This window comes from Rhodopseudomonas sp. NSM, assembly GCF_052445935.1.
In the GTDB taxonomy this organism is placed as follows: Bacteria; Pseudomonadota; Alphaproteobacteria; order Rhizobiales; family Xanthobacteraceae; genus Rhodopseudomonas.
This window is the reverse complement of record NZ_JBQTCH010000002.1, coordinates 558165-581520: the sequence shown is the minus strand read 5'-3', so window position 1 is coordinate 581520 and position 23356 is coordinate 558165. Positions and strand designations below refer to the sequence as shown.

Sequence of the window (23356 nt, the reverse complement as noted above, 5' to 3'; positions counted from 1 at the left end):
TAAGTCTTTGAACATAAGCTGATTTTCGCACAGAATCGGTCTGCCGGGCGCCGGCGGGGCGGATCGGGTATGGCTGCGCGCGGCCGGACGGCCTGCGCCGATGTGTTGAAAGAACCAGATGTTTGACCTTGCGATCGTTGGTGGCGGCCCGGGCGGACTGATGAGCGCCTGGTATCTGAAAAAGAAGCTCGGACCGATGTGCCGGGTGACGATCTTCGAGGCGTCCGACCGGCTCGGCGGCAAGATCGTGTCCCGCACCTTCGACACCGCGCCGGCGCTGTACGAGGCCGGGGTCGCCGAACTGTACGACTACTCGATGACCGGGCCGGACCCGCTGCGCGAACTGGTGCAGCATTTCGGGCTGCAGACGATTCCGATGGACGCCGAACAGGTCCAGCTCGACGGCGAACTGCTCGACGACGTGCCGGGGATGCGCCGGAAGTACGGTGACAAGACCGCCGACGCGATCCTCGCCTTCCGCAAGACCTGCAGCGAGATGGTGACGCCGCTGGAATATTACGAAGGCGTCGGCGCGCACGACAACGAGCATCCCTGGGCCTGGACCAATTGCGAGCAACTGCTCGACAAGGAGATCGACGACCCGGTCGCCAAGCGCTTCTTCAAGGTGATGGCGCGGTCCGACATCGCCACCGAGAGCCACAACACCAACGGCCTCAACGCGCTGAAGAATTTCGTGATGGATATCGACGGCTATATCGGCCTGTATTCGATCCAGAACGGCAACGAGCAACTGATCGAGGGGCTGCGCTCCGAGGTCGACGCCGAGATCCAGCTCAACCACCGCATCCTCAAGGTCGGCAAGACCGAGAGCGGCCGCTACGAGCTGAACATGATGAACGGCAAGGGGCCGGAGACGCGCGACTTCGATCTCGTGCTGATGTGCCTGCCGCACAACTGGCTCGCGACGCTGGGCTGGGGCGACGAACAGCTCCGCAAGGCGATGGTCAAGCACGTCGCCTATTTCGACCGGCCCGCGCATTATCTGCGGATCTCGCTGCTGTTCGACGGCCCGTTCTGGGGCGACAAGATCCCCGGCGCGTGGTTCATGTCGGAAGCGTTCGGCGGCTGCTGCGTCTACAACGAGGGCGCGCGCCACGACGTCGGCAAATACGGCGTGCTAAACTTCCTGGTCGCGGGCTCCGACGCGTTGGCGTTCTCGAACCTCACCGACGACGAACTGACCGATCTGGCGCTGAAGTCGCTGCCGGCGGCGTTCGGCGAAGCGCGCGAGCATTTCCTCGAATCAAAGACCCATCGCTGGCTGTCGTCGGTCAACTGCATCCCCGGCGGCCTGCCGGCGCGCGACGTGATGACCAACCACCGGCCGGAGCCGAAGAATCACCCGGGCTTCGTCGTGGTCGGCGACTATCTGTTCGATTCGACGCTGAACGGCCTGCTGGATTCCTCCGACGCCGCCACCGACATCATCGTCACCGAGACGATGAAGCTGCGCCGCGCCCGCGCGCTCGCGGGCAATGCGGCGTCCGACAAGATCGACGCGTCGTATTTCGCCAACTATCGCAATCAGGGACCTTATGCCGAGGTCTGGAACCGGTTCACCGACCCCGACTATCTGCTGGCGATGATCAGGACGGTCTGGGACGTGCCCCAGGGCGTCAAACTGCTGGTCGCGGGCGCGGCCAGCGGCGAACTGGTCGGCGCGCTGCGCGAGCGCGGCATCGACGCCTGGGGCGTCGACAACAACCGCGGCATCCTCGCCAGGACGCCGGAGGCGCTGAAGCCGTTCAACCAGTTCGGCTCGATCGTCGACCTGCCGTTCGAGGACGCTTCGTTCGACATCGTGTTCGAGACCAGCCTGTGCCACGTCCCGGACAGTCGCGTCGTCAAGGCGATCCGCGAACTGAACCGGGTGACGCGCACCGGCCTGGTGTTCGGCTCGGTGACCAGCGACATGGATCCGGGCGTGATCGATCGCTACGACCTGCTGCGCGGCGTGAAGAAGCTCGGCACCTGGTGGGAGTGGTCGGAACTGTTCTTCAGCAACGGCTTCGATCTGGCGATGCATCGCAACGACGTCAGCGACAAGCTCTGGGAAGCGACCCTGAAGGCCGGCAAGGGGCCGGGCCAGTGGTACGGCGACGCCGACAGCCTGCGCTACTCGTTCTTCGACAAGGTCGACGACGAAGACGAGGACTGAGCGCTTTGCCGGGCTCGAGATGATAGCTTAGGATACGCCTTAGGATACGCCGTGGCTCACGAGTCACGGCGCTCGTCATTGCGGTCGTGCTGGCCGTCCATCCACGGTTCGACCCCCGGTTCGATACATGGCCCGAAAGCCGCCTGCCAAGCCACCGACCGATCCGGCCGACGCGCCGACGGCTGATCAATCCGCCGTTCCCGACGCGAAACCGGGCGAGGGCGACGCCGCCGCGTCGCCACTCGACGAGAAATTCGCCATGCCGGTCGGCAAGACCGCCGCCGTGGTTCCCGGCACCAAGCCGCCGCTGAAGCAACTCGTCCAGGACAAGACGCCGCCGGCGCCCGCGAAGGCTGCGGCGGACGACGACGATGATGATGACGACGACGAGGACGAGGCGGAAGAGGACGACGATGATGACGACGAGGAACTCGTCGTCTTCACCGCCCGCGAGGCCGCCGGCGCGCTCGCCACGGTGGCGCGGTTCGTGCGGCCGATCCTGCCGAACTACCGGAAGATGGTCGCAATTGTGGTGTTCGGCGTCGTCGTCGAAACCCTGTTCAACGTCATCATGCCGCTCAGCCTGAAATTCCTGATCGACGACGCGCTCGGCGAGGAGGACTTCCAGGAACTCTACAAGATCCTGTCGATCCTCGCGGTCGCCGGCGTGATCACGTCGATCGTGGCGATCTGGTACGAGCGCTGGGACGCGCGACTCGCCGCCGCGGTGATCAGCGACGTGCGCACCCGGCTGTTCGACCACGTCCAGCGCCTGCCGGCCGGCTACTTCGCCCGCACCAAGCGCGGCGAGACGCTGTCGCGGTTCTCGATCGACATGGCGGCGTTCGAGAACGTGGTCGAGATCTTCGCCAATACCGCGCTGCTGCCGCTGCTCGAGCTGATCGCCGGCATCATCCTGATGCTGTTCCTGAACTGGCAGCTCGCCGTGGTCGCGCTCTTGATCTTCCCGATCACGCTGATCGGCCCGCGCATCCTGACGCCGAAGGCGGTCAAGGCCAATTACGAGCAGAAGGTTCAGGAGGCCGGGCTGCTCGGCATGGTGCAGGAGAGCGTCGGCGCGCAGGCCGTGGTCAAGGCGTTCAGCCTGCAGCGCAAGATGTTCGGCTTCTTCACGCTGCGCAACAACACGACGCGGAACAAGATCGCCGAGGCGGTGTTCCTGCGCACGATGGTCGAGCGATCGGTCACCGTCGCGGTGCTGCTGCTGCACATCGTGGTGCTGGCGATCGGCGCCTATCTCGCCACCAAGGGCCAGATCACGGTCGGCACCTTCGTCACCTTCGAGAGCGCGTTCTGGGAGGTGTCGTACAATATCGCGCATCTGATGCAGTTCATCCCGGTGGCGATCCAGGCCTCCGCCGCGGTGCGCCACATGGAAGAACTGCTCGACGAGGAGGTGCCGATCGCGGACCGGCCGGGCGCCGCCGAACTGCCGCGCATCACCGACAACATCGCCTTCGAGCGCGTGACCTTCGCCTATGAGGGCGCGGAGCGGCCGGTGCTGGACAATCTCAGTCTCAGGCTGCAGGCCGGCAAGACCATCGCCATCGTCGGGCCCAGCGGCTCGGGCAAGAGCACGCTGCTCAACCTGATCCTGCGGCTGTATCAGCCCGACGAGGGCCGCGTCAGCATCGACGGCGTCGACGTCCGCAAGGTGACGCTGGATTCGCTGCGGCAGAGCATGGCCGTGGTGTTCCAGGAGAACATGCTGTTCAACATGTCGATCCGCGAGAACATCCGGCTCGGCAAGGAGGGCGCCACCGACGCCGAGGTGGTCGCGGCCGCCAAGAAGGCCGAGATCCACCGCTACATCATGAGCCTGCCGGACAAATACGACACGGTGGTCGGCGAGCGCGGCGACACGCTGTCGGGCGGCCAGCGCCAGCGTCTGGCGATCGCACGCGCGATCGTCCGCGATCCCTCGGTGCTGCTGCTCGACGAGGCGACCTCGGCGCTCGACCAGACCACCGAGGCGGCGATCAACAAGACGCTGCTGAAGCTGGCGCGCGGCCGCACCATGATCTTCTCGACCCACCGGCTCGCCTCGGTGGTCGGGATGGACGAGATCATCGTCATCTCGGGCGGCCGGGCGATCGAACGCGGCTCGCACAAGGAACTGCTGGCCAGGGACGGCGTCTACCGCAAGCTGTGGGACGACCAGACCCACGGCCGTCACGGCAGCCGCAACGACGACGATGATGATGACGACGATGACGAGTGATCGGCGCGCCGCGGGCGAGCGAGCTTCCGACCGCGTTCGCGGACTCCCCGACAGGACAGCGTCATCCTGAGGTGGACGTCGTGACGCGCCAAAGCGCGGAGCGACGTGCCTCGAAGGATGGGCCGCAGGCACCCATCGGCAGCATCCTTCGAGGCGCGCAAGGGCGCGCACCTCAGGATGACGCTCTGCGCGGAACGACGGGGATCGCGCCGTCGGCGCGAGCCGGTGCCCTCAGTTCTTCGTCAGATACAGCGGCGTCCGGACGATGAGCTGATAGGCCGGCTTCGGCGTCCAGGCGATCTGGGCGGTGACGCCGAACCGGCGGTTGTCGTCGTCGTCCATCTTGTCGAGATCGAGCCGCAGGATCGGCTGGGTGAACGGGTCGAGCGGCGTGAGATTCAGCAGCTGCGCGCCGCCGAACGACTGCACGCCGGCGCGGGCCGACACCTTCCAGTTGTTCTCCCACTGATAGAAGCCGCCGAGCCAGCCGACCCAGTTCGGCCGGATCTCGGCGCGGTCGGCGTCGATCGCCGTCAGTGTCGATTGCACCCCGGCCAGAAATCCGCGGGTTTCGTCGGCGTCGAGCGCGTAGCTCGCCTCCAGGATCGTGTTCAGCGATGTGGTCGCCAGCGGCCCGGACGGCACCGCGCGGGTCAGGGTCGATTGCAGCGTCAGGGTCGGGATCGCGCCGCCGTTCTGCTGGAAGATGTCGGCCTGAACGCCGAGGTTCCAGCTCGTGATCGCGACCGCGCTCCAGTCGAGATCGCCGGCCTTCGACGCGGTGGCGCTGAAGCCGCCATACAGCGAGACCTGATCGTTGACGTCCACCGTCAGCGGCACGTCGAAGCCGACGCCCTGGCTGGCCGGCAGCGACGGCGCGGGCAGGGCGGCCAGCGAGGTCAATTGCGACAGCGCGCCCGCCGGATGGCTGAAGCCGATCGACAGCGCGCCGGCCGGGACCCGGGAATAATAGCTGCGCAAGTCGAGATAGACTTGCGGCGCGCTGGGCTTGGCGACGTCGTCATCATCGGCACCGCTGGCCAAGGCGAGGGCGGGAAGCTGCAGGCATAGAAGCGCTGCCAGCGACAAGCAGGCTGCGGCGTGCCGCGACGGCCCGCAATGCGTCACGCTGTACCGACCGTTCCGCCACGACTCCGACACGGATCGGCTCCCACGTTTTACAACCGCCGGTCCGCCACTGCCCGGACGTCGATCAGTAAGCACGGAGCAGGCGCCGACCGCAATCCCGCCGATCAGCCGTGGGCCTTGAAAACAGCGATCCGTTACGGGTTTCGCACTGCTGGTGACACTTCGGCACGAGGTGCAGCGATCGCGCGAGGTTCGGTCGCATGCAACTCCATCTCAGCGATTTCCGTTTCGCGTCAGCGTCCCCAAGAAATCCCGTCATGCGTTCGTATCGATTTGCGTCGCGCACATCACCGCGATGCGTCGCGTTTAAACCCCTTCTAACTCTGCGCCCCTTTGAAACCTCGAGCGGCTGTGGCAATCGCGGATCGGAAATGCACTTTCGTGCGTATGAGCTGGGGATGCCTGCGATATGATTATTTGGAAGTTCAAGGCCTCGCATTCAGCGCGCCTTGGTGGCGTTGCTCTACTCGCACTATCGCTCGATCTCGCCAGTCCGGCGATGGGGCAGGTCAGTCTGCCGCCGGTGACGATCGAAGCACCTCGGGCACAGCGACCGAGTGTCGGGCCGGCGTCGGCGCGCACGTCGTCGCGTCGCGTCACCGCCGCGCGCAATACGCGCCGACGGCCAGCCGCCGAGGTGCGCTCGATCCCGACGCCTTCGTCGCAAGCCGTCGAAACAGCCACTGGACCCGTCAACGGCTATGTGGCATCGCGCAGCGCGTCGGCAACCAAGACCGACACGCCGATCCTTGAAACGCCGCAGACGATCTCGGTCGTGTCGCGCGAACAGATCCGCGACCAGGGTGGTCAGACGCTCGGCGAGGTCCTGAACTACGTGCCGGGCGTCGGCGTTCAAGCGTCCTCGTTCGCCCGCGTCAGCGACAACATCTCCATTCGCGGATTCGACGTCGCCGCCGGCAATTCCGGCATTCTTCGCGACGGACTCAAGCTGACGTCGGGCGTGTACGATTCGACCATGGAGCCGTTCGGCCTCGAGCGGCTCGAAGTCGTGAAGGGGGCGTCATCGATTCTGTTCGGCCAACTCGGCCCCGGCGGTCTGATCAATGCCGTCAGCAAGCGACCGACCGATGTCCCGTTCGGTGAAGTGAATGTCAGCGTCGGCGACTATCAGCGCAAGGAAATCTCCGCCGACGTCGGAGGCAAGCTCGTCGACGACGGGTCGCTGCTCTATCGATTCACCGGGCTGCTGCGTGATGCCGATGCCCCGACCCAATACGTGCCCGACGACAAGCTCTATTTGGCGCCCGCGGTGACGTGGCGGCCGAATGCCGACACCTCGTTGACCGTGTTCGGCTATTATCAGGAGGTCAAAACCCGATTCCCGACCCCGCTGCCTGCGGTGGGCACCGTCGTTCCGACCAGCGTCGGCAAGATCCCGTCGAATCTGTTTCTGGGGGAGCCCAATTTCGATCGGTTCGACTCGAAGGCCGGCACCGTCGGCTATCAGTTCGAGCACGCCTTCAACAATGCCGTGAAGCTACGGCAGAATCTTCGTCTCTACGACGCCACCACGAATTGGGACTATTTGCAGCTCGGCGCTATCGGTGCCGACGGACGCACCGCTTCGCGATCGGTCAGCAGCCGTATCGAGCGCGGCAACGGCTTCGCGGTCGATACGTCGGCCGAGTTCAAATTCGTCGCGGGCCCGACGGCGCACACCGTGATTGCGGGCGTGGATTATTATCGCAGTGTCCTGAATTCGAATCGCTACACGGGAACGGCGACGTCGATCGACGTCTTCAATCCCGTCTACAACACAGCCGTTACGGTCAATCGCAGCGTCGATCGCGGTTCGAATACGTTGAGCAATCAGGTCGGCATCTATGTCCAGGACCAGATCAAGATCTACGACAAATTCGTGCTGCTGCTCGGCGGTCGGAAGGATTTCAGCGACGTTCAAACCAGGGTGTTCCGGACCTCCGTGCTGACGACGCAGGAAGACGACGCCTGGACCGGCCGCGCCGGCGCGGTCTATCTGTTCGACAATGGCGTCGCGCCGTATGCCTCGTTCAGCCAATCCTTCGCCCCGGTGCTGGGAGTCGACCGTCTGGGTAATCCATTCGCGCCGACGCGTGGCGAACAATATGAGGCGGGCGTTCGCTATCAACCGCCCGGCAGCAAGATGCTGTTCAGCGCCGCGGCGTTTCAGATCACCCAGCAGAACGTGCTGACGCCGGATCCGGTCGATATCACCTTCTCGGTGCAGAGCGGGGAGGTGACGTCGCGGGGCGTCGAACTCGAAGCCAAGGCCGAAGTCGGTCCCGTCAGCGTCGTCTCGTCCTACACTTACACCGACGCCCGCACCACGCGATCGAACAACATCGCCTTGCTCGGCGAGCGTACCGCCCTCGTTCCCTACAACGCGGCGTCGATCTGGGGCCTGTATGATTTCGGCTCGGTCGGCTGGTACGGCTTCAAGTTCGGCGGCGGTGTGCGCTTCGTCGGAGAGACGAATCTACCGGGCAGCAGTCTCGATGTTCCGAGCTACGTCGTCACCGATCTGACGGCGTCCTACGATCTCAAACATCTGGCGCGCGAGCTGAACGGCTTCCAGGCCCGGCTGAATGTGAAGAACCTGTTCAACAAGGGTTACGTCGTCTGCGTCGCCGCCTCCGGCTGCCGCTACGGCGATCCGCAGACCGTGGTGGCGACGCTGACCTATCGCTGGTAGGTGGCGACGGCGCGGCCTGACAGCCGCGCCGCTCGCACCGGGAACTGTGCCGGTCGCGGTATCCTGGCCGCTGCCGCGTGCTCGCGTATTCAGGACCGCCGGCCCGCAGCGTGGCCTTGTCGGCTTCGCTCGTCGCGTGTGCCGAGGTCCGGGGATGGGGGATCGGACCCATGGTCGCCCTGATCTCCTTTCTGAGACCAGGCTCGCGTTGATCGCCCCCTTGCCAGTGAACGCCCGCCCGGAGGCGCAACTTGCGTTCGGCGGACCGGTGATCGCGGTCCTGCTCTCATGGGAAAGGAGATTGTGCGGTATCCCCTGACCAGCGTCGTTGATTGTCGCCAAAACGTCGAAGCGTCGCTGTCGCGTCATTTTTTCATGGCATGGTTTCTCGAAATTTTCAGAGTTTCCGACATTCGCTTTGCCGTCGGTTGCAGAGGGGCGGTCGATTCGGCCCAGTTCACGCGCCGCGGAGGCGTTCCGCCGTTTCGTCGGCGGGCGAATCCTCCGATTTTCCCATGCGATTCTCCCGGATCTCCCGATTCGACGCGCACACGCGCCAACGGGCGCCTGTGCCGATCGTCGCTGCAGCGCCTCGCCGAGCCGATGTCGAGCGCCCCATCGACCTGAAAAAGCCCTTGATCGGCGGGCATTTTGTGCGGTTGCGGGGACGGCGGGCCGCGACGTGAGAACGACGTCGGACCTTCGGTTTTGCCTTGACTTGCGGGGCCTGCGCCGATAAAACCCGGCCACTTCAAGACAGGCGGTGAGCTTCGCCAACGTCGGAACGGACCACCCGGACGTCCTCACGGATTTCGGGCACCAACCTCGACCCAAGACGCTCAAACGCTGTCTCTATAAGCCAGGCAATGCCAGGACGTTCATCGTTCTCCGGAGTCTTTTTCTCCTGAGGACTGTTTTGGAAGCATGACCTCGGTACGAGCCGGTCAGCCGATGCTGTCCGGACTGTGCTGCGGTCCTCTGTTGCATGGAAGCGCTTTCCGCTCAGAAATGAGTGGCTGGCGCGATTTCGCTTTGCGCGATTGGACTTGCTCCAATCCTGCGAGGCGGCCGCTGGGGCGGGTGCCCCGAACGAATTTGCGAAGCCCCATAAAGGTTTCGCGTGAAGCTAAGGGTGAAGGCGAAGATGCCGACGATCAACCAGCTGATCGCACGTCCGCGTGTTGTGCAGAAGTCGCGCAAGAAGGTTCCTGCGCTCCAGCAGTCGCCGCAGAAGCGCGGCGTGTGCACCCGCGTCTACACCACGACGCCGAAGAAGCCGAACTCGGCTCTTCGTAAGGTCGCCAAGGTCCGCCTGACCAATGGCTTCGAGGTGATTGGTTACATTCCGGGTGAAGGCCACAACCTTCAGGAGCACTCGGTGGTCATGATCCGCGGCGGCCGCGTCAAGGATTTGCCCGGCGTGCGCTACCACATTCTCCGCGGCGTCCTCGATACCCAGGGCGTCAAGAACCGTAAGCAGCGTCGTTCGAAGTACGGCGCGAAGCGTCCGAAGTAAGCGGGAAACTGAATCATGTCTCGTCGTCATGCAGCTGAAAAGCGCGAAGTTCTGCCGGATCCGAAGTTCGGGAACATCGTGGTCACGAAGTTCATGAATTCGGTGATGTATGCCGGCAAGAAGTCGGTCGCCGAGGGCATCGTCTATGGTGCGCTCGACCTCATCGAGGCCAAGACCAAGCAGCCGCCGCTCGGCGTGTTCGAGCAGGCGCTCGAAAACGTCATGCCGGCCATCGAGGTCCGCTCCCGCCGCGTCGGCGGTGCGACCTATCAGGTGCCGGTCGAAGTCCGCAGCACCCGGCGCCAGGCGCTGGGTATCCGCTGGCTGATCACGGCCGCCCGCGGCCGCAACGAGAAGACCATGACGGAGCGGCTGTCGGCCGAACTGCTCGACGCCTCGAACAATCGCGGCAACGCCGTCAAGAAGCGTGAAGACGTGCACAAGATGGCGGAAGCCAACCGCGCGTTCTCGCACTATCGCTGGTAACGGCGAAGCAACGGAAGCAAGGAAGACGTCATGCCCCGCGTTCACGCCATCGAGGACTACCGTAATTTCGGCATCATGGCCCACATTGATGCCGGCAAGACCACGACGACCGAGCGCATCCTGTTCTACACCGGCAAGAGCCACAAGATCGGCGAAGTGCACGAAGGTGCCGCGACGATGGACTGGATGACGCAGGAGCAGGAGCGGGGCATCACGATCACCTCCGCCGCCACCACCGCGTTCTGGAACGGCAAGCGCCTCAACATCATCGACACTCCCGGCCACGTCGACTTCACCATCGAAGTCGAGCGTTCGCTGCGCGTGCTCGACGGCGCGGTATGCGTGCTCGACAGCAACCAGGGCGTCGAGCCGCAGACCGAGACGGTCTGGCGCCAGGGTGACAAGTACAAGGTTCCGCGCATCGTCTTCGCCAACAAGATGGACAAGACCGGCGCCGACTTCTTCAAGTGCCTGCAGGACATCATCGACCGCCTCGGCGCCAAGCCGGTCGCGATCCAGCTTCCGATCGGCTCCGAGAACAACTTCAAGGGCCTGATCGATCTGGTCCGCATGAAGGCCGTGGTGTGGAGCGATGAATCGCTCGGCGCGAAGTTCGAAGACACCGACATTCCGGAAGACCTGCTCGAGCAGTCCAAGGAATATCGCGAGAAGATGATCGAGGCCGCCGTCGAGCTCGATGACGACGCCATGGCCGCCTATCTCGACGGCAATGAGCCGGACGAGGCGACGCTGAAGCGGCTGATCCGCAAGGCGGTGCTGACCGGCGCGTTCTATCCGGTGCTGTGCGGTTCGGCCTTCAAGAACAAGGGCGTGCAGCCGCTGCTCGACGCCGTGGTCGACTACCTGCCGTCGCCGATCGACGTGCCGGCGATCAAGGGTATCGACGAGGACGGCAACGAAGTCGTGCGCCAGGCGGACGACAAGGAGCCGCTTGCGCTGCTCGCGTTCAAGATCATGGACGACCCGTTCGTCGGCACCATCACCTTCTGCCGCATCTATTCCGGCGTGCTGCAGAGCGGCACCGGCGTGGTGAACTCGACCCGCGAGAAGAAGGAGCGCATCGGCCGCATGCTGCTGATGCACGCCAACAACCGCGAAGACATCAAGGAAGCCTATGCCGGCGACATCGTCGCGCTGGCCGGTCTCAAGGAAGCGCGCACCGGCGACACGCTGTGCGATCCCGCCAAGCCCGTGATCCTCGAAAAGATGGAATTCCCGGAGCCGGTGATCGAGATCGCGATCGAGCCGAAGTCGAAGGCCGACCAGGAAAAGCTCGGCGTCGCGCTGGCGAAGCTCGCTGCGGAAGATCCGTCGTTCCGGGTGTCCACCGATCTCGAATCCGGTCAGACCATCCTCAAGGGGATGGGCGAACTGCATCTCGACATCAAGGTCGACATTCTGCGCCGTACCTACAAGGTCGACGCCAACATCGGCGCGCCGCAGGTGGCGTTCCGTGAGCGCATCACCAAGCGCGCCGAAGTCGACTACACCCACAAGAAGCAGACTGGCGGTACCGGTCAGTTCGCTGCGGTGAAGTTCATCGTCGAGCCGAACGAGCCCGGCAAGGGCTACGAGTTCGAGTCGAAGATCGTCGGCGGCGCGGTGCCGAAGGAATACATCCCCGGCGTCGAAAAGGGCATCGAGAGCGTGCTCGGCTCGGGCGTGGTCGCGGGCTTCCCCGTGGTCGACGTCAAGGTTTCGCTGATCGACGGCAAGTATCACGACGTCGACTCGTCGGCGCTGGCCTTCGAAATCGCGTCGCGGGCCGCCTTCCGCGAAGCGCTGCAGAAGGGCAAGTCGGTTCTGCTCGAGCCGATCATGAAGGTCGAGGTCGTCACCCCGGAAGACTACACCGGTTCGGTGATCGGCGACCTCAACTCGCGGCGCGGCCAGATCCAGGGCCAGGACATGCGCGGCAACGCCAACGTCATCAATGCGATGGTGCCGCTCATGAACATGTTCGGTTACGTGAACAACCTGCGCTCGATGAGCCAGGGTCGCGCGACCTTCACGATGCAGTTCGACCACTACGCGGAAGCCCCGGCAAACGTGTCGGCGGAAGTCCAGAAGAAGTTTGCCTGATTGTCGCCGGCGTAAGCTGCGACTGAACGGAGAAGAACGATGGCCAAAGCAAAGTTTGAACGAAACAAGCCGCACTGCAACATTGGGACGATCGGTCACGTCGACCATGGCAAGACGTCGCTGACGGCGGCGATCACCAAGGTTCTGGCGGAGACGGGCGGCGCGACGTTCACGGCCTACGACCAGATCGACAAGGCGCCGGAAGAGAAGGCGCGCGGCATCACGATCTCGACGGCTCACGTCGAATACGAGACGCAGAACCGCCACTACGCGCATGTCGACTGCCCGGGTCACGCCGACTACGTGAAGAACATGATCACCGGTGCGGCGCAGATGGACGGCGGCATCCTGGTGGTGTCGGCGGCCGACGGCCCGATGCCGCAGACCCGCGAGCACATCCTGCTGGCGCGTCAGGTCGGCGTTCCCGCGCTCGTCGTGTTCCTGAACAAGTGCGACATGGTCGACGATCCGGAACTGCTCGAGCTGGTCGAGATGGAAGTGCGCGAGCTGCTGTCGAAGTACGACTTCCCGGGCGACGACATTCCGATCATCAAGGGCTCGGCGCTGGCGGCGCTGGAGAACTCGGATCCGAAGCTCGGCCACGACGCGATCCTTGAGCTGATGAAGGCGGTCGACGCCTACATCCCGCAGCCGGAGCGCCCGATCGACCAGCCGTTCCTGATGCCGGTCGAAGACGTGTTCTCGATCTCGGGCCGCGGCACGGTGGTGACCGGTCGCGTCGAGCGCGGCATCGTCAAGGTCGGCGAGGAAATCGAGATCGTCGGCATCCGCGACACCCAGAAGACGACCTGCACCGGCGTCGAAATGTTCCGCAAGCTGCTCGATCAGGGCCAGGCCGGCGACAACATCGGCTGCCTGCTGCGCGGCACCAAGCGCGAGGACGTCGAGCGCGGCCAGGTGCTGTGCAAGCCGGGTTCGGTGAAGCCGCACACCAAGTTCAAGGCCGAGGCCTACATCCTGACGAAGGAAGAGGGCGGACGTCACACCCCGTTCTTCACCAACTATCGTCCGCAGTTCTACTTCCGCACCACCGACGTCACCGGCGTCGTGCATCTGCCGGAAGGCACCGAGATGGTGATGCCGGGCGACAACATCGCCATGGAAGTGCACCTGATCGTGCCGATCGCGATGGAAGAGAAGCTCCGCTTCGCCATCCGCGAAGGCGGCCGCACCGTCGGCGCCGGCGTGGTGGCCTCGATCATCGAGTAAGGCGAATAGGGAATAGAGAGTGGCGGGCAGGGACCTGTCCGCCGCTCACTAGTCACCATTGGCTCACTGAAGAAAGATACGGCAATGAACGGCCAGAATATTCGCATTCGCCTCAAGGCGTTTGACCATCGGATTCTCGATACGTCGACGCGTGAGATCGTCAACACCGCGAAGCGAACCGGTGCGCAGGTGCGCGGGCCGATCCCGCTGCCGACCCGGATCGAGAAGTTCACCGTCAACCGTTCGCCGCACGTCGACAAGAAGAGCCGCGAGCAGTTCGAGATGCGCACCCACAAGCGCCTCCTCGACATCGTAGACCCGACCCCGCAGACCGTCGATGCGCTGATGAAGCTCGACCTGGCTGCCGGCGTCGACGTCGAAATCAAGCTCTGAGATTGGACCGTCCGGTTACTTAACGGACAGAAAGAACAGGAAGCACGCCGATGCGCTCCGGAGTGATCGCACAGAAGGTCGGGATGACGCGGGTCTTTACGGAGACCGGCGAACATATCCCCGTGACCGTGCTGAAGCTGGGCAACTGCCAGGTGCTCGCCCATCGCACCACTGAAAAGAACGGCTATGTTGCGCTGCAGCTCGGTTCGGGTGCGCGCAAGACCGTTTACATGCCGAAGGCCGAGCGCGGCCAGTTCGCCGTCGCCAAGGTCGAGCCGAAGCGCAAGGTCGCCGAGTTCCGCGTGTCCGAGGACGCGCTGATCCCGGTCGGCGCCGAGATCCAGGCCGACCACTTCGTCGTCGGCCAGTTCGTCGACGTCACCGGCACTTCGGTCGGCAAGGGGTTCGCCGGCGGCATGAAGCGCTGGAACTTCGGCGGTCTGCGCGCCACCCACGGCGTGTCGGTGTCGCATCGTTCGATCGGTTCGACCGGTGGCCGTCAGGACCCGGGCAAGACCTTCAAGAACAAGAAGATGCCCGGCCACATGGGCGTCGACCGCATCACCACGCTGAACCTGCGTGTGGTGCAGACCGACGTCGAGCGCGGCCTGATCCTGGTCGAGGGTGCCGTTCCCGGCACCAAGGGCGGCTGGATCTCGGTCCGCGACGCCGTCAAGAAGGCGCTGCCGGCCGACGCGCCGAAGCCGGGCAAGTTCCGGCTCGCCAATGGCGGCGATGAGGCTGCGGCTCCGGCTGCTGCCGAGCAGGAGGGTGTGTGAGATGGAATTGAAAGTCACCACTCTTGAAGGTCAGGAAGCCGGCTCGGTCCAGCTCTCCGACGCGATCTTCGGTCTCGAGCCGCGCCAGGACATCGTCCAGCGCTGCGTGATCTGGCAGCTCGCCAAGCGTCAGGCCGGCACCCACAAGGCCAAGGGCCGCGCCGAGATCTGGCGCACCGGCAAGAAGATGTACAAGCAGAAGGGCACCGGCGGTGCTCGTCACGGTTCGCAGCGCGTGCCGCAGTTCCGCGGCGGTGGCCGTGCGTTCGGTCCGGTGGTGCGTTCGCACGCCATCGATCTGCCGAAGAAGGTCCGCGCGCTGGCGCTGCGTCATGCGCTCTCGGCCAAGGCCAAGGGCGGCGGCTTGATCGTGATCGACAAGGCCGAGCTCGAGGCTGCGAAGACCAAGGCTCTGGTCGGCGCGTTCTCCGGCCTCGGTCTGACCAACGCGCTGATCATCGACGGCGCCGAGGTCAATACCGGGTTCGCCACGGCGGCCCGCAACATCCCGAACATCGACGTGCTGCCGGTCCAGGGCATCAACGTCTACGATATTGTGCGCCGTCGGAAGCTGGTTCTGACCAAGGCGGCGGTCGATGCGTTGGAGGCGCGCTTCAAATGAAATCCATCGATCCGCGCCACTACGACGTGATCGTCGCTCCGGTGGTGACCGAAAAGGCGACCATGGCCTCCGAGCACAACAAGGTTGTGTTCAAGGTTCTGGGCGACGCCACCAAGCCGCAGATCAAGGAAGCCGTCGAGAAGCTGTTCGACGTCAAGGTGAAGAGCGTGAACACGCTGGTGCGTAAGGGCAAGTCGAAGTCCTTCCGCGGCACCTTCGGCACGCAGTCGGACGTCAAGCGCGCGGTCGTGACCCTGGAAGAGGGTCACCGCATCGACGTGACCACCGGACTGTAAGGCGGGACCGACCATGGCACTGAAAAAATACAATCCTACGACGCCGGGCCAGCGCCAGCTGGTGATGGTCGATCGTTCGGCGCTCTACAAGGGCAAGCCGGTCAAGACGCTCACCGAGGGCAAGCACTCGAAGGGCGGCCGTAACAACACCGGCCGGATCACCGTTCGATTCCGCGGCGGCGGCCACAAGCAGACCTATCGTGTGGTCGACTTCAAACGCACCAAGGTCGACGTTCCGGCCAAGGTCGAGCGGCTGGAATACGATCCGAACCGCACCGCCTTCATCGCGCTGATCAAGTACGAGGACGGCGAGCAGGCCTACATCCTGGCGCCGCAGCGTCTGGCGGTCGGCGACACCGTGATCGCCGGCGCCTATGTCGACGTGAAGCCGGGCAACGTCATGCCGCTCGGCAACATGCCGATCGGCACGATCATCCACAATGTCGAGCTGAAGATCGGCAAGGGCGGGCAGATCGCGCGTTCGGCCGGCACCTATGCCCAGCTCGTCGGGCGCGACCACGACTACGTCATCGTTCGCCTGAATTCGGGCGAACAGCGGCTGGTCCACGGCCGCTGCACCGCCACCATCGGCGCGGTGTCGAACCCGGATCACATGAACATCTCGATCGGCAAGGCCGGGCGTACGCGCTGGCTCGGCTGGCGCCCGCACAACCGCGGCGTCGTGATGAACCCGATCGACCATCCGCACGGCGGCGGCGAAGGCCGCACCTCGGGCGGCCGCCACCCGGTTACGCCGTGGGGCAAGCCGACCAAGGGCAAGAAGACCCGCTCGAACAAGTCGACCGACAAGTTCATTCTCATCAGCCGCCACAAGCGGAAGAAGAAGTAAGGAAGCCGGACATGGTTCGCTCAGTCTGGAAGGGCCCGTTCGTCGAGGGCTCGCTGCTGAAGAAGGCGGATACCGCGCGTGCGTCGGGCCGTCACGACGTCATCAAGATCTGGAGCCGCCGCTCCACCATCCTGCCGCAGTTCGTCGGGCTGACTTTCGGCGTCTATAACGGCCAGAAGCACGTGCCGGTGGCGATCAACGAGGAAATGGTGGGTCACAAGTTCGGCGAGTTCTCGCCGACCCGCACGTTCCACGGCCACTCCGGCGACAAGAAGTCGAAGAAGGGTTGAGGACGAAGCCATGAGCAAACCCAAGCGCGAACGGGTTCTCCCCGACAACGAGGCCAAGGCCGTCGCCCGGATGCTTCGCGTCAGCCCGCAGAAGCTCAATCTGGTCGCCCAGCTGATCCGCGGCCGCAAGGCTGCGGCGGCGCTCGCCGACCTGCAGTTCTCGCGCAAGCGGATCGCGGTCGACGTCAAGAAGTGCCTGGAATCGGCGATCGCCAACGCCGAGAACAACCACGACCTCGACGTCGACGCGCTCGTCGTCTCCGAGGCTCATGTCGGCAAGGGCATCGTGATGAAGCGATTTTCGCCGCGCGGCCGTGGTCGCTCGGGCCGTATTCTCAAACCATTCGCGCAGCTGACGATCGTCGTTCGTCAGGTCGAAGCCGAAGCAAGCGCTTAAAGCCAGGCGCGGGAGACTTTCGATGGGTCAAAAGATCAATCCGATCGGGCTGCGGCTGGGAATCAACCGGACGTGGGATTCCCGTTGGTTCGCGGGCAAGAACGAATACGGCAAGCTGCTGCACGAGGACGTCAGGATCCGCGCGATTCTGCACAAGGAATTGAAGCAGGCCGCGGTTGCGCGCATCGTGATCGAGCGCCCGCACAAGAAGTGCCGGGTGACGATCCATTCCGCGCGCCCGGGCGTCGTGATCGGCAAGAAGGGCGCCGACATCGACAAGCTGCGCAAGAAGGTCGCCGACATCACCGCGTCGGACGTCGTCATCAACATCGTCGAAATCCGCAAGCCGGAGCTCGACGCGACCCTGGTCGCCGAGTCGATCGCGCAGCAGCTCGAGCGCCGTGTCGCGTTCCGCCGCGCGATGAAGCGGGCGGTGCAGTCGGCGATGCGTCTCGGCGCCGAGGGCATCCGGATCAACTGCTCGGGCCGTCTCGGCGGCGCCGAAATCGCGCGCATGGAGTGGTATCGCGAAGGTCGCGTTCCGCTGCACACGCTGCGCGCCGACATCGATTACGGCGTCGCGACCGCGTTCACCACCTTCGGCACCTGCGGCGTCAAGGTGTGGATCTTCAAGGGCGAGATCCTCGAACACGATCCGATGGCCCAGGACAAGCGTATGGCTGAAGGCGACAATTCCCGCCCGCGCCGCGACGCTGCCTGATCTTCTGCTGAATAAGGTTTGAGGGCGTAAGCCATGATGCAACCAAAGAAGACCAAGTTCCGCAAGGCGCACAAGGGCCGCATCCACGGCGTTGCGTCGTCGGGCGCTACCTTGGCGTTCGGCCAGTTCGGGTTGAAGGCGATGGAGCCGGAGCGCGTCACCGCGCGCCAGATCGAAGCCGCCCGTCGCGCGCTGACCCGCCACATGAAGCGCGCCGGCCGCGTCTGGATCCGGATCTTCCCGGACGTTCCGGTGTCGAAGAAGCCGGCCGAAGTCCGCATGGGCTCCGGCAAGGGCGCGCCGGAATTGTGGGTCGCCCGCGTCAAGCCCGGCCGGGTGATGTTCGAGATCGACGGCGTCAACCAGCAGCTCGCCAAGGAGGCGCTGACGCTGGCCGCCGCCAAGCTGCCGATCAAGACGCGCTTCGTCGCGCGCATCGCGGAGTGAGTGTCATGGCTGAAATGAAGAGCGGCGACATCCGCGCGATGAGCGAAGACCAGATGGACGACGCGATCCTCAATCTGAAGAAGGAGCGCTTCAACCTGCGCTTCCAGCGCGCCACCGGCCAGCTCGAGGATACCTCGCGGCTGCGCGAAGCCCGGCGCGACATCGCCCGGATCAAGACCATCGCCGCGCAGAAGCGCGCCGGCAAGACGAAGTAAGGACCACAGAGATGCCGAAGAGGACCCTGCAGGGCGTGGTCGTCAGCGACAAGCAAGCCAAGACCGTGGTGGTGCGAGTCGACCGTCGCTTCACCCACCCGATCTACAAGAAGACCATCCGGCGCTCGAAGAACTACCACGCGCACGATGAGAACGATCAGTTCCATCCGGGCGACATGGTGTGGATCGAGGAGAGCAAGCCGATCTCGAAGTTGAAGCGCTGGACCGTGGTCCGGGGCGAATCGAAGACCACCGCCTAAGCGCATTTGCGCGTCAGTTGAGAGCGCATCAGCGCATTAGAGAGAGGACGAGGTGCATCAATGATCCAGATGCAGACCAACCTCGACGTGGCCGATAATTCAGGCGCACGCCGTGTCATGTGCATCAAGGTGCTCGGGGGCTCCAAGCGCCGCTATGCCACCGTGGGCGACGTCATCGTGGTGTCGATCAAGGAAGCGATTCCGCGCGGCAAGGTGAAGAAGGGCGACGTGATGAAGGCCGTGGTGGTCCGGGTCCGCAAGGACATCCGCCGCCCCGACGGCTCTGTCATCCGCTTCGACCGCAACGCCGCCGTGCTGATCAACAATCAGTCCGAGCCGGTCGGGACCCGTATCTTCGGGCCGGTGCCGCGCGAGCTGCGTGCGAAGAACCACATGAAAATCATTTCGCTGGCACCGGAGGTGCTGTGATGGCCGCCAAGATTCGTAAGGGCGACAAGGTGATGGTGCTGAGCGGGCGCGACAAGGGTCGCACCGGCGAGGTGTTCGAGGTCCGTCCGGCCGCCGGTGTGGCGCTGGTTCGCGGCATCAACATCGTCAAGCGCCACCAGAAGCAGACCCAGTCCCAGGAAGGCGGCATCATCTCGAAAGAGGCGCCGATCGACCTGTCCAACATCGCGATCGTCGGCAAGGACGGCAAACCGACCCGGGTCGGTTTCAAGATCCTGGCGGACGGCAAGAAGGTTCGCATCGCCAAGAGCTCGGGAGCAGAGATCGATGGCTGAGACCGCATACGTTCCGCGCCTTCGCACGGAATACGACAAGAGCATCCGCACGCAGCTGACTGAGAAGTTCGGCTACGCCAACGTCATGCAGGTTCCGCGACTCGACAAGGTCGTGCTGAACATGGGCATCGGCGAAGCGGTCAACGATCGCAAGAAGGCCGATCTGGCGGCTGCCGACATGGCGCTGATCGCCGGTCAGAAGCCGGTCGTGACCTATTCGCGGGTGGCGATCTCGACCTTCAAGCTGCGCGAGAACCAGCCGATCGGCTGCAAGGTGACGCTGCGCAAGGCGAAGATGTACGAGTTCATCGACCGCCTGATCACGGTCGCGCTGCCGCGCGTCCGGGATTTCCGCGGCCTGAATCCGAAGAGCTTCGACGGCCGCGGCAACTACTCGCTCGGCATCAAGGAACACATCATTTTCCCCGAAATCGACTTCGACAAATCCGGCGAGTCGTGGGGCATGGACATCACGGTGTGCACCACCGCGCAGACTGACGACGAAGCGCGCGCGTTGCTCACCGCATTCAATTTCCCGTTCCGGCAGTGAGACGCTGACAGCCTCGAGCTGATCTGCCTCTCAAACGCGGAAACCCAGGAGCCTGGCATGGCAAAGAAGAGTTCGATCGAGAAGAACAATCGTCGGAAGAAGATGACCAAGAACGCGGCGCCGAAGCGCGCGCGTCTGAAGGCCATCATCGCCGACAAGGACCTCCCGATGGAGGAGCGTTTCGCGGCGACCCTGAAGCTCGCCGAGATGCCGCGCAATTCGTCGGCGACCCGGATTCGCAACCGTTGCGAAATCACCGGCCGCGCGCGCTCGGTCTACCGCCTGAACAAGCTGAGCCGTATCGCGATCCGCGACCTCGGTTCGAAGGGCCTGGTTCCCGGCCTCGTCAAGTCGAGCTGGTAAGGAGGGTCGTCAGATGTCCACGCACGATCCGATCAGCGATCTCATCACCCGCATCCGCAACGCGCAGATGCGTTCGAAGTCCAAGGTCTCGACTCCCGGCTCGAAGATGCGCGCCAGCGTGCTCGAAGTGCTGAAGAGCGAGGGCTATATCCGCGGCTACGCCAGCGTCGAGCATTCCTCGGGGCGCAGCGAGCTCGAGATCGAGCTGAAGTATTTCGACGGCGAGCCCGTGATCCGCGAAATCGAGCGCGTGTCGCGCCCGGGTCGTCGGGTCTATGCTTCGGTGAAGAATTTGCCGCGCGTCAACAACGGCCTCGGCATCTCGGTGCTGTCGACCCCGAAGGGGATCATGGCCGATCACGATGCCCGCGACGCCAATGTCGGCGGCGAGGTTCTGTTCACGGTGTTCTGAGCGAAGCGCGACCCGCCGCATGAAGCGGTCGGGACGCGCCGAGACAACGGAAATTGGCGCATCTTCCGCGGCGTCGTTACGCCGGAGGATGTTTGGTTAGGAAGGATCGACCATGTCACGCGTTGGCAAGAAGCCCGTCACGGTCCCGTCCGGGGTGACGGCGACCGTCGAGGGTCAGACCGTCAAGATGAAGGGGCCGAAGGGTCAGCTTCAGTTCGTCGTGCACGACGACGTCGACGTCAAGTTCGAGGACGGCTCGGTGAAGGTGGCGCCGCGGTTCGAGACGAATCGCGCTCAGGCGTTGTACGGAACTGCGCGCGCCCAGATCGCGAACCTGGTGGAAGGCGTCACCAAGGGCTTCGAGAAGAAGCTCGAGATCACCGGCGTCGGCTATCGTGCCGCACTGCAGGGCAAGAAGCTGCAGCTCGCGCTCGGCTACAGCCACGACGTGCTCTACGACATCCCGGAAGGGATCACCATCACGGTGCCGAAGCCGACCGAGATCAACGTCGTCGGCATCGACTCGCAGAAGGTCGGGCAGGTCGCGGCCGAGATCCGCGACTATCGTCCGCCGGAGCCCTACAAGGGCAAGGGCGTGCGCTATTCTGACGAGTTCATCTTCCGCAAGGAAGGCAAGAAGAAGTAACGGAGCCGGTCATGTCGAAGTTGAATGTCACGAATGCCCGGCGCAAGACTCGGGTCCGGATCGCCCTGCGGCGCACCGCCAACGGCCGTCCGCGGCTGTCGGTGTTCCGCTCGTCGAAGCATATCTACGCCCAGGTGATCGACGATCTGAAGGGCGAGACCTTGGCGTCGGCGTCGTCGCTGGAGAAGTCGCTGCGCGAGGCCGGCAACACCGGCGCGAACATCGACGCGGCGAAGGCGGTCGGCAAGCTGCTCGCGGAGCGCGCGGTGAAGCAGGGCGTCAAGGAAGTCGTGTTCGATCGCGGCGGCTACCTGTATCACGGCCGCGTCAAGGCGCTGGCGGATGCGGCCCGCGAGAGCGGCCTGAGCTTCTAAGTTTCGGTTTGAACGGATACAAGGATCGGGGCGACAGCCTCGCAGAGATTGGAAAACACCATGGCAGCTGAACGCGAACGCGGTGGACGCGAACGGAGCAGGGATCGCGAGGAGCGCGACAGCGAGTTCGTCGACAAGCTCGTCCACATCAACCGTGTGGCGAAGGTCGTGAAGGGCGGTAAGCGTTTCGGTTTCGCGGCGCTGGTCGTGATCGGCGACCAGAAGGGCCGGGTCGGTTTCGGCCACGGCAAGGCGCGCGAAGTGCCGGAAGCGATCCGCAAGGCGACCGAAGCGGCGAAGCGCAACCTGACCCGGGTGGCGCTGCGCGACGGTCGCACGCTGCATCACGACATCGCCGGCCGTCACGGCGCCGGCCGCGTCTATCTGCGCGCCGCCCCGGCCGGTACCGGCATCATCGCCGGCGGCCCGATGCGCGCGGTGTTCGAGACGCTCGGTATCCAGGACGTGGTGGCGAAGTCGATCGGTTCGTCGAACCCCTACAACATGGTTCGCGCCACTTTCGACGCGCTGAAGCACCTCGATTCGCCGCGTGCGGTCGCAGCCCGCCGCAACATCAAGGTTTCCACCCTGCAGGCCCGCCGCGTCGGCGGCGATGCGGAAGTGGTTGCCGAATAACGGCGTGATCGCGCGATCACGCTGACAGAGACAAGACGCGATCCGGAGTGAAGACGATGGCCAACGCCGCAAACATGATCAAGGTCGAGCAGATCGGCAGCCCAATCCGCCGCCATCACTCGCAGCGCGCGACGCTGGTCGGCCTCAAGCTCAACAAGATCGGCCGGGTCACCGAGCTTCAGGATACGCCTGAAGTTCGCGGCATGATCGCCAAGGTGCAACACCTCGTTCGCGTCGTCGACGAGAAGTAAGAGGGCAGGGCGATGAAGCTCAGCGAGATTTCTGACAATCCCGGCGCACGCAAGAAGCGCATGCGCATCGGCCGTGGTATCGGCTCCGGCAAAGGCAAGACCGGCGGCCGTGGCGGCAAGGGCCAGACCGCGCGCTCCGGCGTGCGCATCAAGGGCTTCGAAGGCGGCCAGATGCCGCTGCATCGGCGTCTGCCGAAGCGTGGCTTCAACAACATCTTCCGGCTGGAATTCGCCGAGATCAATCTCGACCGGCTGCAGGATGCGATCGACGCCAAGACGATCGATGCCGGCGCGGTGATCAACGCCGAATCGCTGGTCGCGGCCGGCGTGCTGCGGCGTTCGCGCGACGGCGTGCGGCTTCTCGGCCGCGGCGAGCTCAAGTCGAAGCTCACGATCGAAGTCCACGGCGCCACCAAATCGGCGATCGAGGCGGTCGAGAAGGCCGGCGGCACGGTGAAGATCCTGGCGCCGAAGAAGGACGAAGGCGAAGCTGCGTAACATTGCCGTCATCGCC

The 23356-nt window shown here is 64.3% G+C and carries 29 protein-coding genes; 28 read left to right on the top strand and 1 reads right to left on the bottom strand.

Features of this window, described 5'->3' with window-relative positions; translation table 11 throughout:
* The first annotated feature begins 118 nt into the window (after nt 1–118).
* Both ACTZWT_RS07060 and ACTZWT_RS07055 read left to right on the top strand, forming a co-directional pair.
* Nucleotides 119–2179: an FAD-dependent oxidoreductase gene (locus ACTZWT_RS07060; RefSeq protein WP_444768955.1), complete on the top strand. Its 2061-nt coding sequence runs from the start codon at nt 119–121 to the stop codon at nt 2177–2179.
* Nucleotides 2180–2306: 127 nt separating this feature from the next.
* On the top strand, nt 2307–4421 hold the full coding sequence (locus ACTZWT_RS07055; protein WP_444768954.1) for an ATP-binding cassette domain-containing protein: 2115 nt from the start codon (nt 2307–2309) through the stop codon (nt 4419–4421).
* A gap of 231 nt (nt 4422–4652) precedes the next feature.
* Here the strand turns inward: ACTZWT_RS07055 and ACTZWT_RS07050 are convergent, their stop codons facing one another.
* The gene (locus ACTZWT_RS07050; protein WP_444768953.1) at nt 4653–5465 is read right to left on the bottom strand and encodes a hypothetical protein; all 813 of its coding nucleotides are present in this window, start codon (nt 5463–5465) and stop codon (nt 4653–4655) included.
* 514 nt (nt 5466–5979) lie between these two features.
* On the opposite strand from ACTZWT_RS07050, the gene ACTZWT_RS07045 reads away from it, so the two are divergent.
* The 26 genes from ACTZWT_RS07045 to rplO all read left to right on the top strand — a co-directional run bounded on the left by ACTZWT_RS07045 (nt 5980) and on the right by rplO (nt 23340).
* Nucleotides 5980–8262 (top strand): TonB-dependent siderophore receptor, encoded by a 2283-nt coding sequence (locus ACTZWT_RS07045; protein WP_444768952.1) that lies wholly within the window; start codon nt 5980–5982, stop codon nt 8260–8262.
* 1144 nt (nt 8263–9406) lie between these two features.
* Nucleotides 9407–9778 carry a 30S ribosomal protein S12 gene (gene rpsL / locus ACTZWT_RS07040; protein ID WP_011441182.1) on the top strand — a complete coding sequence of 124 codons (372 nt, stop codon included), beginning with the start codon at nt 9407–9409 and terminating at the stop codon, nt 9776–9778.
* A gap of 15 nt (nt 9779–9793) precedes the next feature.
* Nucleotides 9794–10264 carry a 30S ribosomal protein S7 gene (gene rpsG / locus ACTZWT_RS07035; protein ID WP_322517519.1) on the top strand — a complete coding sequence of 157 codons (471 nt, stop codon included), beginning with the start codon at nt 9794–9796 and terminating at the stop codon, nt 10262–10264.
* Nucleotides 10265–10294: 30 nt separating this feature from the next.
* A complete protein-coding gene (fusA, locus tag ACTZWT_RS07030; RefSeq protein WP_444768951.1) occupies nt 10295–12367 on the top strand; it encodes an elongation factor G in 2073 nt (690 codons plus the stop codon).
* Nucleotides 12368–12406: 39 nt separating this feature from the next.
* On the top strand, nt 12407–13597 hold the full coding sequence (tuf, locus tag ACTZWT_RS07025; RefSeq protein WP_444768950.1) for an elongation factor Tu: 1191 nt from the start codon (nt 12407–12409) through the stop codon (nt 13595–13597).
* An 84-nt stretch (nt 13598–13681) separates the two neighbouring features.
* The gene (gene rpsJ / locus ACTZWT_RS07020; protein ID WP_002712302.1) at nt 13682–13990 is read left to right on the top strand and encodes a 30S ribosomal protein S10; all 309 of its coding nucleotides are present in this window, start codon (nt 13682–13684) and stop codon (nt 13988–13990) included.
* A 50-nt stretch (nt 13991–14040) separates the two neighbouring features.
* Complete coding sequence (gene rplC / locus ACTZWT_RS07015; protein WP_444768949.1) at nt 14041–14769, top strand: 50S ribosomal protein L3; 729 nt, start codon at nt 14041–14043, stop codon at nt 14767–14769.
* Nucleotide 14770: 1 nt separating this feature from the next.
* Entirely contained in the window at nt 14771–15391 is a 621-nt protein-coding gene (gene rplD, locus ACTZWT_RS07010; protein ID WP_322517515.1) for a 50S ribosomal protein L4, read from the top strand.
* Nucleotides 15388–15687, top strand: coding sequence for a 50S ribosomal protein L23 (locus ACTZWT_RS07005; RefSeq protein ID WP_322517514.1), 300 nt, complete (start codon nt 15388–15390; stop codon nt 15685–15687). Before rplD ends, ACTZWT_RS07005 begins: the two co-directional genes overlap by 4 nt.
* A gap of 13 nt (nt 15688–15700) precedes the next feature.
* Nucleotides 15701–16537 (top strand): 50S ribosomal protein L2, encoded by an 837-nt coding sequence (gene rplB, locus ACTZWT_RS07000; protein ID WP_444768948.1) that lies wholly within the window; start codon nt 15701–15703, stop codon nt 16535–16537.
* 11 nt (nt 16538–16548) lie between these two features.
* On the top strand, nt 16549–16827 hold the full coding sequence (rpsS, locus tag ACTZWT_RS06995; protein ID WP_444768947.1) for a 30S ribosomal protein S19: 279 nt from the start codon (nt 16549–16551) through the stop codon (nt 16825–16827).
* Nucleotides 16828–16837: 10 nt separating this feature from the next.
* Nucleotides 16838–17224 carry a 50S ribosomal protein L22 gene (gene rplV / locus ACTZWT_RS06990; protein ID WP_011441190.1) on the top strand — a complete coding sequence of 129 codons (387 nt, stop codon included), beginning with the start codon at nt 16838–16840 and terminating at the stop codon, nt 17222–17224.
* Nucleotides 17225–17246: 22 nt separating this feature from the next.
* Nucleotides 17247–17945 carry a 30S ribosomal protein S3 gene (gene rpsC / locus ACTZWT_RS06985; protein WP_444768946.1) on the top strand — a complete coding sequence of 233 codons (699 nt, stop codon included), beginning with the start codon at nt 17247–17249 and terminating at the stop codon, nt 17943–17945.
* Between the two features lie 33 nt (nt 17946–17978).
* A complete protein-coding gene (rplP, locus tag ACTZWT_RS06980) occupies nt 17979–18392 on the top strand; it encodes a 50S ribosomal protein L16 (protein ID WP_119857377.1) in 414 nt (137 codons plus the stop codon).
* Nucleotides 18393–18397: 5 nt separating this feature from the next.
* Entirely contained in the window at nt 18398–18607 is a 210-nt protein-coding gene (gene rpmC, locus ACTZWT_RS06975) for a 50S ribosomal protein L29 (protein WP_011441193.1), read from the top strand.
* An 11-nt stretch (nt 18608–18618) separates the two neighbouring features.
* Complete coding sequence (gene rpsQ, locus ACTZWT_RS06970; RefSeq protein WP_444768945.1) at nt 18619–18867, top strand: 30S ribosomal protein S17; 249 nt, start codon at nt 18619–18621, stop codon at nt 18865–18867.
* A 60-nt stretch (nt 18868–18927) separates the two neighbouring features.
* Nucleotides 18928–19296, top strand: a complete 369-nt coding sequence (gene rplN / locus ACTZWT_RS06965) for a 50S ribosomal protein L14 (protein ID WP_011441195.1) — start codon at nt 18928–18930, stop codon at nt 19294–19296.
* Nucleotides 19296–19610 carry a 50S ribosomal protein L24 gene (gene rplX / locus ACTZWT_RS06960; RefSeq protein ID WP_011441196.1) on the top strand — a complete coding sequence of 105 codons (315 nt, stop codon included), beginning with the start codon at nt 19296–19298 and terminating at the stop codon, nt 19608–19610. The genes rplN and rplX overlap by 1 nt, the downstream gene beginning before the upstream one ends.
* Entirely contained in the window at nt 19603–20160 is a 558-nt protein-coding gene (rplE, locus tag ACTZWT_RS06955; RefSeq protein ID WP_444768944.1) for a 50S ribosomal protein L5, read from the top strand. Before rplX ends, rplE begins: the two co-directional genes overlap by 8 nt.
* Nucleotides 20161–20217: 57 nt before the next feature.
* Nucleotides 20218–20523 (top strand): 30S ribosomal protein S14, encoded by a 306-nt coding sequence (gene rpsN, locus ACTZWT_RS06950; protein WP_011441198.1) that lies wholly within the window; start codon nt 20218–20220, stop codon nt 20521–20523.
* A gap of 13 nt (nt 20524–20536) precedes the next feature.
* Complete coding sequence (rpsH, locus tag ACTZWT_RS06945; RefSeq protein ID WP_322517510.1) at nt 20537–20935, top strand: 30S ribosomal protein S8; 399 nt, start codon at nt 20537–20539, stop codon at nt 20933–20935.
* Nucleotides 20936–21047: 112 nt separating this feature from the next.
* Complete coding sequence (gene rplF, locus ACTZWT_RS06940) at nt 21048–21581, top strand: 50S ribosomal protein L6 (protein ID WP_444768943.1); 534 nt, start codon at nt 21048–21050, stop codon at nt 21579–21581.
* Nucleotides 21582–21592: 11 nt separating this feature from the next.
* A complete protein-coding gene (gene rplR / locus ACTZWT_RS06935) occupies nt 21593–21955 on the top strand; it encodes a 50S ribosomal protein L18 (protein WP_322517508.1) in 363 nt (120 codons plus the stop codon).
* Nucleotides 21956–22015: 60 nt separating this feature from the next.
* On the top strand, nt 22016–22591 hold the full coding sequence (gene rpsE / locus ACTZWT_RS06930; protein ID WP_322517507.1) for a 30S ribosomal protein S5: 576 nt from the start codon (nt 22016–22018) through the stop codon (nt 22589–22591).
* A 56-nt stretch (nt 22592–22647) separates the two neighbouring features.
* Nucleotides 22648–22842 (top strand): 50S ribosomal protein L30, encoded by a 195-nt coding sequence (gene rpmD, locus ACTZWT_RS06925; protein ID WP_011441203.1) that lies wholly within the window; start codon nt 22648–22650, stop codon nt 22840–22842.
* A 12-nt stretch (nt 22843–22854) separates the two neighbouring features.
* Nucleotides 22855–23340, top strand: coding sequence for a 50S ribosomal protein L15 (rplO, locus tag ACTZWT_RS06920; protein ID WP_322517506.1), 486 nt, complete (start codon nt 22855–22857; stop codon nt 23338–23340).
* Nucleotides 23341–23356 lie beyond the last annotated feature (16 nt).

Bases quoted from the DNA above. Each gene is read 5' to 3' on its own strand.
- tuf (WP_444768950.1), top strand. From the start codon at position 12,407: ATGGCCAAAGCAAAGTTTGAACGAAACAAGCCGCACTGCAACATTGGG.
- rpsL (WP_011441182.1), top strand. From the start codon at position 9,407: ATGCCGACGATCAACCAGCTGATCGCACGTCCGCGTGTTGTGCAGAAG.
- rplO (WP_322517506.1), top strand. From the start codon at position 22,855: ATGAAGCTCAGCGAGATTTCTGACAATCCCGGCGCACGCAAGAAGCGC.
- rplF (WP_444768943.1), top strand. From the start codon at position 21,048: ATGTCACGCGTTGGCAAGAAGCCCGTCACGGTCCCGTCCGGGGTGACG.
- rpsN (WP_011441198.1), top strand. From the start codon at position 20,218: ATGGCAAAGAAGAGTTCGATCGAGAAGAACAATCGTCGGAAGAAGATG.
- rpmD (WP_011441203.1), top strand. From the start codon at position 22,648: ATGGCCAACGCCGCAAACATGATCAAGGTCGAGCAGATCGGCAGCCCA.
- rplE (WP_444768944.1), top strand. From the start codon at position 19,603: ATGGCTGAGACCGCATACGTTCCGCGCCTTCGCACGGAATACGACAAG.
- rplN (WP_011441195.1), top strand. From the start codon at position 18,928: ATGATCCAGATGCAGACCAACCTCGACGTGGCCGATAATTCAGGCGCA.
- rpmC (WP_011441193.1), top strand. From the start codon at position 18,398: ATGGCTGAAATGAAGAGCGGCGACATCCGCGCGATGAGCGAAGACCAG.
- rpsJ (WP_002712302.1), top strand. From the start codon at position 13,682: ATGAACGGCCAGAATATTCGCATTCGCCTCAAGGCGTTTGACCATCGG.
- ACTZWT_RS07060 (WP_444768955.1), top strand. From the start codon at position 119: ATGTTTGACCTTGCGATCGTTGGTGGCGGCCCGGGCGGACTGATGAGC.
- rplB (WP_444768948.1), top strand. From the start codon at position 15,701: ATGGCACTGAAAAAATACAATCCTACGACGCCGGGCCAGCGCCAGCTG.
- rpsS (WP_444768947.1), top strand. From the start codon at position 16,549: ATGGTTCGCTCAGTCTGGAAGGGCCCGTTCGTCGAGGGCTCGCTGCTG.
- fusA (WP_444768951.1), top strand. From the start codon at position 10,295: ATGCCCCGCGTTCACGCCATCGAGGACTACCGTAATTTCGGCATCATG.
- ACTZWT_RS07005 (WP_322517514.1), top strand. From the start codon at position 15,388: ATGAAATCCATCGATCCGCGCCACTACGACGTGATCGTCGCTCCGGTG.
- rplR (WP_322517508.1), top strand. From the start codon at position 21,593: ATGTCGAAGTTGAATGTCACGAATGCCCGGCGCAAGACTCGGGTCCGG.
- rpsH (WP_322517510.1), top strand. From the start codon at position 20,537: ATGTCCACGCACGATCCGATCAGCGATCTCATCACCCGCATCCGCAAC.
- ACTZWT_RS07055 (WP_444768954.1), top strand. From the start codon at position 2,307: ATGGCCCGAAAGCCGCCTGCCAAGCCACCGACCGATCCGGCCGACGCG.
- ACTZWT_RS07045 (WP_444768952.1), top strand. From the start codon at position 5,980: ATGATTATTTGGAAGTTCAAGGCCTCGCATTCAGCGCGCCTTGGTGGC.
- rpsQ (WP_444768945.1), top strand. From the start codon at position 18,619: ATGCCGAAGAGGACCCTGCAGGGCGTGGTCGTCAGCGACAAGCAAGCC.
- rplC (WP_444768949.1), top strand. From the start codon at position 14,041: ATGCGCTCCGGAGTGATCGCACAGAAGGTCGGGATGACGCGGGTCTTT.
- rpsC (WP_444768946.1), top strand. From the start codon at position 17,247: ATGGGTCAAAAGATCAATCCGATCGGGCTGCGGCTGGGAATCAACCGG.
- rplV (WP_011441190.1), top strand. From the start codon at position 16,838: ATGAGCAAACCCAAGCGCGAACGGGTTCTCCCCGACAACGAGGCCAAG.
- rplD (WP_322517515.1), top strand. From the start codon at position 14,771: ATGGAATTGAAAGTCACCACTCTTGAAGGTCAGGAAGCCGGCTCGGTC.
- rplP (WP_119857377.1), top strand. From the start codon at position 17,979: ATGATGCAACCAAAGAAGACCAAGTTCCGCAAGGCGCACAAGGGCCGC.
- rpsG (WP_322517519.1), top strand. From the start codon at position 9,794: ATGTCTCGTCGTCATGCAGCTGAAAAGCGCGAAGTTCTGCCGGATCCG.
- rplX (WP_011441196.1), top strand. From the start codon at position 19,296: ATGGCCGCCAAGATTCGTAAGGGCGACAAGGTGATGGTGCTGAGCGGG.
- rpsE (WP_322517507.1), top strand. From the start codon at position 22,016: ATGGCAGCTGAACGCGAACGCGGTGGACGCGAACGGAGCAGGGATCGC.